This window comes from Mesorhizobium sp. M2A.F.Ca.ET.067.02.1.1 (genome assembly GCF_004023285.1).
Lineage (GTDB): Bacteria > Pseudomonadota > Alphaproteobacteria > Rhizobiales > Rhizobiaceae > Mesorhizobium.
This window is the reverse complement of the sequence record NZ_RZSB01000215.1, coordinates 1-8,176: the sequence shown is the minus strand read 5'-3', so window position 1 is coordinate 8,176 and position 8,176 is coordinate 1. Positions and strand designations below refer to the sequence as shown.

Sequence of the window (8,176 nt, the reverse complement as noted above, 5' to 3'; positions counted from 1 at the left end):
TGCGCAGGCGGGCGCGGCGGGCGCAGGCGACGATCCGCGCCCTGTCGATCAAGGCCGGCTCGCCGGAACAGCCGGTCGGGCGGCTTTCCGGCGGCAACCAGCAGAAGGTGGTCATCGGCCGCTGGCTGCGCTCGAAGCCGAAGGTCCTCATCCTCGACGAGCCGACGCGCGGCGTCGATATCGGCGCTCGCGGGGAAATCCATCGGCTCATCCGCGAGCTCGCCGGACACGGCATGGCCGTGCTCGTCATCTCGTCCGAACCGGACGAGCTCCCCGATCTGTGCGACCGGGTCCTGGTGATGGCGGAAGGACGGATCGTGCGCGAGCTCGCCGGCACCGACCTCACCCGCAGCGCCATCATCGAGGCAAGCTATGCCTTAACCGAGGAAAGGGTTTCCGCATGAGTGACGCCGGTTACACGCGACGCCTCTCGCCCGGCACCAGGGCCGCGCTCGGTGTTTTCGCGCGCTATGGCACGATCATCGGCCTGCTCGTGATGATCCTGGTCTTCTCGTTCCTGTCGCCGCACGCCTTTCCGACCTACAATAATTTCATCAACGTGCTGAGCCAGGCATCCCTCGCCATGATCATCGCCGGCGGGCTGACCATGGCTGTGATCGTCGGCGAGCTCGATCTCTCCGTCGGTTATGCCGCCAGCCTGCACGGCGTGCTCGTGACCGGGCTGATCGTGGCAAACCATATGCCGATCCCGTTGGCGGTTTTGATCGTGCTCGCGCTGGGCGCCCTCATCGGCGTCGTCAACGGCCTGATCGTCACCAAGCTCAAGGTCAATTCGGTGATCGCCACGCTCGGCGTCGGCACCGTGCTGGTCGGTCTATCCTTCGCCTATTCGGCAGGCGTGCCGATCGTCTCCGGCGTGCCGGAAGCCTTCCTGCAACTGGCGCTGGGGCGCTGGCTGTTCGGCATCCCCAACCCGATCATCTTCATGGCGCTGGTGTTCGGCGGCCTGTGGTTGCTGGTCGAGCGCACCGCGATCGGCCAGGAGATCCAGGCGGTCGGCGGCAACCCCGCCGCGGCCCGGCTCGCCGGCATCAATGTCGACCGCATCAAGATCCTCGGCTTCGTGCTTTCGGGCATGTGCGCGGCGCTTACCGGAACCTTGCTGGCCGCCAGGCTTGGCAGCGGCACGACCAATGCCGCCGATTCCTATCTGCTGACCGCCTTCGCCGCCGTCTTCCTCGGGTCGGCCACGCTGCGCGACGGCGAGTTCCACATATTGGGCACCTTCATCGGCGCGCTCATCATCGTGCTCGGCTTCAACGGGCTCAACATCTTCGGCGCGCCGACCTTCTCGCAATTCGTGTTCCAGGGCGCCATCCTGATCGTCGCGGTCGGGCTCGCCAGCCTTGGCCGCTCGCTTGCCGAAAGCTGAATTGGAGGAGAATGCCGATGACCGTTCCGCAATCCGCGACATGGCAAGTCTTTGTGCTGGAATATGCGCGCTCCAAGGAACAGCCCTGGGTCGATCTCATCAGCGGCATGTACAATGACGGCGTGGTCGACCTGCCCTTCTCCTTCGTGCTCGCGCGCAACGGCGAACGCAACGTGCTGATCGATACCGGCTTCATGCAGGACGACCACAGCTTCTCGCAGAAGTTCGGCATCCCGACATGGATCTCGCCGGTGCGGATGCTGGCGGCGCTCGACATCGCGCCCGATCAGATCAGCGACATCGTGGTCACCCATGCGCATTTCGACCATATGGGTTCGATCGCCGAATTCCCGCGCGCGCATATCCACATCCAGAAGAGCGAACTGCTTTCCTGGTACGAGGCGATCGCGCTGCCGAAACGCTTCGCGCATCTGACCGCCATCATCGATCCCGACAATTTGCGCACCGCCCTCGAAGCCTCGATCGAGCATCGCGTGACGCTCATCGACGGCGACAAGGACAACATCCTCCCCGGCATCCATGCGCGGCTCGGCAGCGGCCACACGATCGGCCAGCAATTCGTGCTCGTCGACACCCACGCCGGCCGCCGGGTCATCTCCGGTGATTGCGTCTATTCGCGCCGCCAGTTCACCGGGCACAATCACGACGGGGGCTATGTCCCGCTCAACAATGCGGTGGGCAGCGTCTGGGAGCAGCTGAAGACCATCGACAAGATGAATGACGAGCTTGGCGGCGACCTGTCGAAGCTCGTCGTGCTGCATGATGTCGAGCGCTGGAAGGACCATCCGGTCGTCAAGGAGGTCGAGGGCTTCAAGATCGTCCGGCTCACCTGATCACGGGAGACCGTCGCGAGATCATGCTGGAGCGTAGGTCAACCTGATCACATCCTCGCCGATCCGGTCATGCGCCATCAGGCGAAGCGGCGGCCGGGGTCCGGCGAAATAAGGCTTGCCGCGGCCGAGCACGACCGGGTGCAGGTAGATCCGATACTCATCGATCAAGCCCAGTTCGGTGAGGCTTCGCGCCAAGTCCGGGCCGGCGACTTCGATCTCGCCGTCGTACTCGGCCTTCAGCTTGCGCATCTCGCCCTCAAGGTCATCCCCGACGAGGCTGGCGTTGGGGCCGACCGACTGCAACGAGCGCGAGACGACCCATTTCGGCTGGCGCCGCCACGCCGCCGCGTAGGCAAGGCGATCGGCATCCCATTCAGGATGCTCCTCGTCCCAGTAGCGCATGACCTCATACATGCGGCGACCGTAGATGCTGCCCGACTGCCGCTCGGCCTCCTCGATGAAGTGGCGGAAGAGCGTGGGGCTTGGCCCGAACGCCGTGTGATCGACATAGCCGTCCAGCGACTGGTTCATTCCGAAGACGAGCTTGGCCATTGCCTGTTCCTCACATGGCATTCGCGCGATCCGATTGCGTTGTGCAATCGGTTCAGGCTAGGCCAACTGATTTTATTTTGCAATTGGTTGGTGCTGCATGAACGCGCCCCGGCAAGGCGAAACTCAAGCGACCACCGCCAAGCCCGGTGAGGCGCGCAAGCGGGCTATGTCGCGCGCCGGCGGTTCGCCAAAATGACGGCGATATTCGCGGCTGAACTGCGACGGGCTTTCGTACCCCACGCGGAAGGCGGCGGTCGTCGCATCGATGTCCTGGACCAGCATCAGGCTGCGCGCGTCCTGCAGCCTGAGCTGTTTTTGGAATTGCAGCGGCGTCATCGCCGTCACCGCGCGAAAATGCTCGTGCAGGCTCGACTCATGCCCACCTCCGCGGCAAGCTGCTCGATGCTGAATCGCTCCCGGAAGTTCTGCCCGATCCAGGCGATGGCGCGGCCGACCTGAGCCACCCGACCCTGGCTGGAGGTGATGTGGCGCATCCTGGCGCCGTCCGGGCCGGCAAGCAGGCGATAGAGAATTTCCTGCTCGGCAAGCGGGGCAGCGCCGCCGGATCGTCGAGCAGGCGCAGCAGGCGCAGGACCACCAGCATGACGCTCCCCAGCGACGACATCGCGGCACTGGAAGCTCTCGCCGACGCCGCTGACGTGAACACCCGCGGCTGCTGGGAGCAGGAGATGGAAGTCTGAGTTCCCTCGGACGGCGTTGCCTGCCGTTGTTCGCAAGAACTACGCGAATATGACGCGGCCATCGGGAAGGGCGGCTAGATCCGAGCGCCGCCTGTGGCGTCGATGGACTGCCCCGTCGTCCACCGCGCGTCGTTTGACGCGACGAAGGTGATCACGTCTGCCACGTCGGCGGGCTGGCCGACACGTGAAAACACCGACAATGCTTCCGCGCCCGCACGGGCATCCGTCGCAAGCCAGTCCGCGTTCATGTCGGTGTCGGTGACGCCGGGCATGACCGAATTGACGGTTATGCCGCGGCTTGCGAAATCGGGAGCGAGCGCCAGCGTCAGTGTTTCGAGAGCTCCCTTTGACGCCGCATAGGCGGGGTGGGTCGGCGCTGCGATGCGCGTGAAGCCGGTGGAAATGTTGATGATGCGTCCGTCGTCCCGGATGTCATTGGCCAGCGCCTGGATCAGGAAGAACGGCGCCTTGAAGTTGATGGTCATGAGGTCATCGAATGTGGTCTCGCTGGTCTGCGCCAACGGCGTTGCCACCGCGATGCCCGCATTGTTGACGAGGATGTCGAGGCCGGCTTTGCCAGTCGCGGCCAGCGCCGCGGCCCTAAACTCTCCGGCAATGCTGTCGGCAGCCGCCTTGGCGTCGCGCAAATCCGCGCCGATGGCGACAGCTCGCGTCCCCAGTGCCTCGATATCCCGCACCGTAGCGTCCGCGGCTTCCTTGTTGCTGGCGTAGTGCACGCCGATGAGCGCAGCGCCTTCCCTGGCGAAGGCGAGCGCCACTGCTCGCCCGATACCGCGCGACCCGCCGGTTACGAGTGCGACCTTGTTCGAGAGGCGTCCGGACATTTGCAACTCCGTTGCGATTTTTAATAGCGATCGATATATTAATCCCGGTCGATGGTTGTCAACAGATTTTATAGGGATCGATATATAAATGACCGAGCCTCCAAAAAAACGGGGCAGGCCGAGGACCCTGGATCGTAATGTCGGGCTTGATGTCGCGGCGCGGCTGTTCTGGGAACACGGCTATGAAGGAACATCGATCGCCGACTTGACGGCGGCCATGGGCGTGACCCCGCCGTCGCTCTATGCGACGTTCGGCTCCAAGGAGGAGCTGTACAGGCAGGCGCTCGACCGTGCCACCGAGCGGGAGAGCAAGGCCCGGATGGACGCGCTACGGAGCGATATGAGCGCTTATGAGGCTTTGTCCTTCTACCTGCACGACGTCGCGACCGGCATCTCGCGTCCCGACGATCCGCGCGGATGCATCGTCTCGACAGCGGTTGTTCAATGCGCGGCGGAAAACGAGACGGTGGCGAAATCCGTAACCGCAAGGCGCGAGGCTGCCATCAAAGCCATACGCGAACGTTTCGACAGGGCGGTCGTCGAAGGGGAACTTGCCACCGGCACCGACACGGATTCGCTTGCACGCTTCTACGGAGCTTTCGTGCAAGGAATGTCGGTGCAAGCCTGTGACGGCGCCTGCACCGAAAGGTTGCGGCGCCTGGTCGATATCGCGCTTTCAGCCTGGCCGGGAAACCATGGTGAAAGAAAGGTTCCCCATGCCCCATGACCCCGTCGTCGAACAGTCCGCTCTGAGCACGTTGCCCACTTTCCGCCTGCTCGACGTGCGCGATCAGGCTGCCTTCTCCTTGGGCCACGCGCCCAATGCCGTCCGCGTTCCGATCGAGGTGTGGGAGGCTGCGGCAAAAGCCGGAGAGACGTCGTTCGAGAACGTCGCTTATTGGGAGCGCGCCATTGGCGAACTCGGTGTCGATGGCGAAGTGCCGGCCATCGTCTATGATGACGGGCGAATGACCGAGGCCGCGCGGGTCTGGTTCATCTTGCAGTATTTCGGAGCGAAGGCGTTCATCCTGAACGGTGGATGGCCGGCGGTCGAACGACACGACGACCTGCCGGGAGCGGCCCAGGCAGCCGGCGCCTCGGCTGTCTTTCGAGCCAGGCCCGGCGCGGGTCCTGTCGGTCTCGTCGATCGGCAGACCTTGAAGGCTGAACTCGACGGTGATGTGCGCATCTTCGATGCCCGCACCGCTGGTGAATACACAGGCGAAGACCTGCGCCGCAATACGCGCGGCGGCCATCTGCCCGGCGCAAGGCTGCTGCCGCACGCGAACCTGCTTGACGGCTCGCGCCTGAGGCCGGCGGCGGAATTGCACGATCTTCTCGCGCAGGCTGGTTTCCAATCCGGCGACCATATTGTCACCCATTGCGACGGCGGCGGCCGCGCCGCTCTCGCTGCCGCCGCAGCGGCCCGGGCCGGCTATCGCGATGTTCGCGCCTATTACCTCAGCTTCGCCGATTGGGCGAAGGATGAAAGCTGCGCGATCATTCGCGATTGAGCGAGCGTAGTCCCGGGGCTACCGGCGGTAAATTTCGGCGATGGCAGCGGAAATGGCGCGCCCGAAGAGATTCGAACTCCTGACCCCCAGATTCGTAGTCTGGTGCTCTATCCAGCTGAGCTACGGGCGCGCAACAGGCCGTGTGTGACACAAGCCTCGCGTTCCGGTCGAGACGGCCGGCCGCGATGTGGAGTGTTCCCTAACGACTGAATTTGAGAATTGCAAGCCGATCCGGCAAAAGTTTTGTCGCAGGCGGTTTTGCCCCTGTTGAGGCGTCGCGCGACTTAGGCCGGTCTAAACCGGAAGAAGTGCTCGTCAAGCCGGGCGGCGCAGGCCGTTGCGCGCTTGATCGAGCCGGACCGGCTGGTCGGGGATGGTGACGGCGAAGACGGTGCGGCCGCCGATCGATTCGACAAGCTCGACCGAGCCGCCATGGGCGCGGATCAATTCGTGCGCGATCGCCAGGCCGAGGCCGGTGCCGCCGCTGCGCGCCGAGCCCCGGAAGGCGGCGAACAGGTTCTCGCGCGCCTTGGGGGGCAGGCCGGGGCCGGTGTCGGTGACGGTGATGCGGCTGACGCTGCCGTGACGCTCGGCCGCCACCGCCAGCCGGCGCACAACCGTCCTCTCCGTATCGGCGGCCATCGCCTGAATGGAGTTGCGGCACAGATTGGTGAGCACGCGGAAGAGATGGTCGGAATCGGCGTCCACCTCGAAGGCATGCTCGACGGCGTTGATGAACTCGATGCCTGTCTCGATGTCGAGCAGGCCGTGCACGTCGTCGACCAACTGGCGCAACCTGAGGCGTCGGCGTGACGGCGCCGGCTCCTGCGTGCGGCCATAGGCGAGCACGCCCTCCGAATAGGCAACGGCGCGGTCGAGCGCGCGCACAAGTTTCGGCGCGAAGGATTGCACAGTCGGATCCTTCACCTGGCGCAGGCGGTCGGACATCAGCTGCGCGGAAGCCAGGATGTTGCGCATGTCGTGATTGATCTTGGAGACGGCGAGGCCGAGGTCGGCGAGATGCTTCTGTTCGGAAAGCATCTTCTGCAGCCGGTCCTGCATCTGCGCCAGCTCGCGCTCGGCCACGCCGATCTCGTCGGCGCGCTCGGTCGGACAGATTATGCGCCCGGGATCGTCTGGCGCCTCGGAGAAGGACAGGATCGAGCGCGTCATGGTGCGGATCGGCCCGATCATGATCAGGTCGATCGCCGCATAGACGAGCATTGCGGTGAACAGCGAGATGAGCAGCGAGACGACGGCGACATTGCGCGAGTATCTGAGCATAGCGTCGCGCAGACGGTAATCCGGCATGATCAGCTCGAATTCCTTGTCGCTGTCGCCGACCGGGCCGAAGACGCGCAGCATGCGCTTGCCGCCGAAGAACAAAGTGTCCAGCGCGCCGGTCATGCCGTTGACCAGGCCGACATTGGCGATGTCGATATGCTCGTCGACCTGCGGCGGCATGTCGGAAACGACGAGCAGCCGCGACACGCCGCCGTCGCGCACGGCGATCGCCTTGGCGCCGATCGCCATCAGCACATCGTTCTGGGCATTGTGCGACAGCGCGTTGGGCTCGCCCTGCAACAAAACGATCGACACGGCGGCGGCGGTGCTCAACCGCTCCTTCAGCCAGTTCACCCGGTAGCTGGCGATCCAGGGCAGGAAGATCAGGATTTCGGCCAAAAGCACGAACGCGATGGTGAGCAGAAGAAGCTTTGTCGACAGGCCGCGCGACAGCGGCACCCGGCGCGTCGGGTTTGCCGCCGGGGTTGCCTTCTCGTTCGTGGACAGAGTTTCACTCGTCATTGACGCGCATTCACAAAGGCTTGATCGGGCAAGATTATGCGATTTGCGGCTTTTTTGCCAATTTCATCGTCACCCCGCAAAAAATTGCCTCGCGGCGGGCGGATTGACTTCCAAAAACCTTCTTTCTATAAGCCCGCTCACGCTCGGGCCATTCGTCCCGGCGCGGTTTCGATCGCGCCTAAGCCGGCCCGGCAAAGCTCCTGTTACAGAGTGACAGAATCAAGAAGGGCCGCACCCCGCGGTATTAAAACAAATGAAGCGTACATACCAACCGTCCAAGCTCGTCCGGAAGCGCCGGCATGGTTTCCGTGCCCGCATGGCCACCAAGGGTGGCCGTGGCGTCGTTGCTGCCCGCCGTAATCGCGGCCGCAAGCGGCTCAGCGCCTGAACGAAAGACGAGATCGTTGCCCGCAACCGGCAAGCCAAAGGGGAAAACTCCCGGGCGGCTTCTGAAACGCGCGGACTTCCTGGCTGTGCGCGGCGGCGAGAAACGCCGCGCACAGCCAGGAAG

9 protein-coding genes, 1 tRNA gene and 1 pseudogene are annotated in these 8,176 nt (G+C 64.2%); 6 read left to right on the top strand and 5 right to left on the bottom strand.

Features of this window, described 5'->3' with window-relative positions; genetic code table 11:
• From EOA28_RS16480 to EOA28_RS16470, 3 genes are all read left to right on the top strand, one after another.
• A partial coding sequence (locus EOA28_RS16480) for an ATP-binding cassette domain-containing protein (protein WP_148670735.1) occupies positions 1-404 on the top strand: 404 nt, incomplete at its 5' end.
• Positions 401-1,393 (top strand): ABC transporter permease, encoded by a 993-nt coding sequence (locus EOA28_RS16475; protein ID WP_127250008.1) that lies wholly within the window; start codon positions 401-403, stop codon positions 1,391-1,393. The genes EOA28_RS16480 and EOA28_RS16475, both read left to right, overlap by 4 nt.
• 17 nt (positions 1,394-1,410) lie before the next feature.
• Positions 1,411-2,247 (top strand): MBL fold metallo-hydrolase, encoded by an 837-nt coding sequence (locus tag EOA28_RS16470; RefSeq protein ID WP_128315054.1) that lies wholly within the window; start codon positions 1,411-1,413, stop codon positions 2,245-2,247.
• A gap of 21 nt (positions 2,248-2,268) precedes the next feature.
• On the opposite strand, the gene EOA28_RS16465 is transcribed toward EOA28_RS16470, so the two are convergent.
• The 3 genes and pseudogenes from EOA28_RS16465 to EOA28_RS16450 form a co-directional block, all read right to left on the bottom strand.
• Positions 2,269-2,799 (bottom strand): dihydrofolate reductase family protein, encoded by a 531-nt coding sequence (locus EOA28_RS16465; protein ID WP_126080195.1) that lies wholly within the window; start codon positions 2,797-2,799, stop codon positions 2,269-2,271.
• A gap of 123 nt (positions 2,800-2,922) precedes the next feature.
• Positions 2,923-3,391: pseudogene (locus EOA28_RS16460) on the bottom strand (helix-turn-helix domain-containing protein); the annotation flags it as partial.
• Positions 3,392-3,574: 183 nt separating this feature from the next.
• Positions 3,575-4,345 carry an SDR family NAD(P)-dependent oxidoreductase gene (locus tag EOA28_RS16450; RefSeq protein ID WP_126080194.1) on the bottom strand — a complete coding sequence of 257 codons (771 nt, stop codon included), beginning with the start codon at positions 4,343-4,345 and terminating at the stop codon, positions 3,575-3,577.
• Between the two features lie 88 nt (positions 4,346-4,433).
• On the opposite strand from EOA28_RS16450, the gene EOA28_RS16445 reads away from it, so the two are divergent.
• Positions 4,434-5,072 (top strand): TetR/AcrR family transcriptional regulator, encoded by a 639-nt coding sequence (locus EOA28_RS16445; protein ID WP_127250006.1) that lies wholly within the window; start codon positions 4,434-4,436, stop codon positions 5,070-5,072.
• Complete coding sequence (locus EOA28_RS16440) at positions 5,062-5,859, top strand: rhodanese-like domain-containing protein (protein WP_127250005.1); 798 nt, start codon at positions 5,062-5,064, stop codon at positions 5,857-5,859. The genes EOA28_RS16445 and EOA28_RS16440 overlap by 11 nt, the downstream gene beginning before the upstream one ends.
• Before the next feature lie 53 nt (positions 5,860-5,912).
• On the opposite strand, the gene EOA28_RS16435 is transcribed toward EOA28_RS16440, so the two are convergent.
• Positions 5,913-5,989: transfer RNA gene (locus EOA28_RS16435), tRNA-Arg, on the bottom strand.
• 185 nt (positions 5,990-6,174) lie between these two features.
• Positions 6,175-7,665, bottom strand: a complete 1,491-nt coding sequence (locus EOA28_RS16430; RefSeq protein WP_126080191.1) for a HAMP domain-containing sensor histidine kinase — start codon at positions 7,663-7,665, stop codon at positions 6,175-6,177.
• 253 nt (positions 7,666-7,918) lie between these two features.
• On the opposite strand from EOA28_RS16430, the gene rpmH reads away from it, so the two are divergent.
• Complete coding sequence (gene rpmH / locus EOA28_RS16425; protein WP_008833937.1) at positions 7,919-8,053, top strand: 50S ribosomal protein L34; 135 nt, start codon at positions 7,919-7,921, stop codon at positions 8,051-8,053.
• The last annotated feature ends 123 nt before the right edge of the window (positions 8,054-8,176 follow it).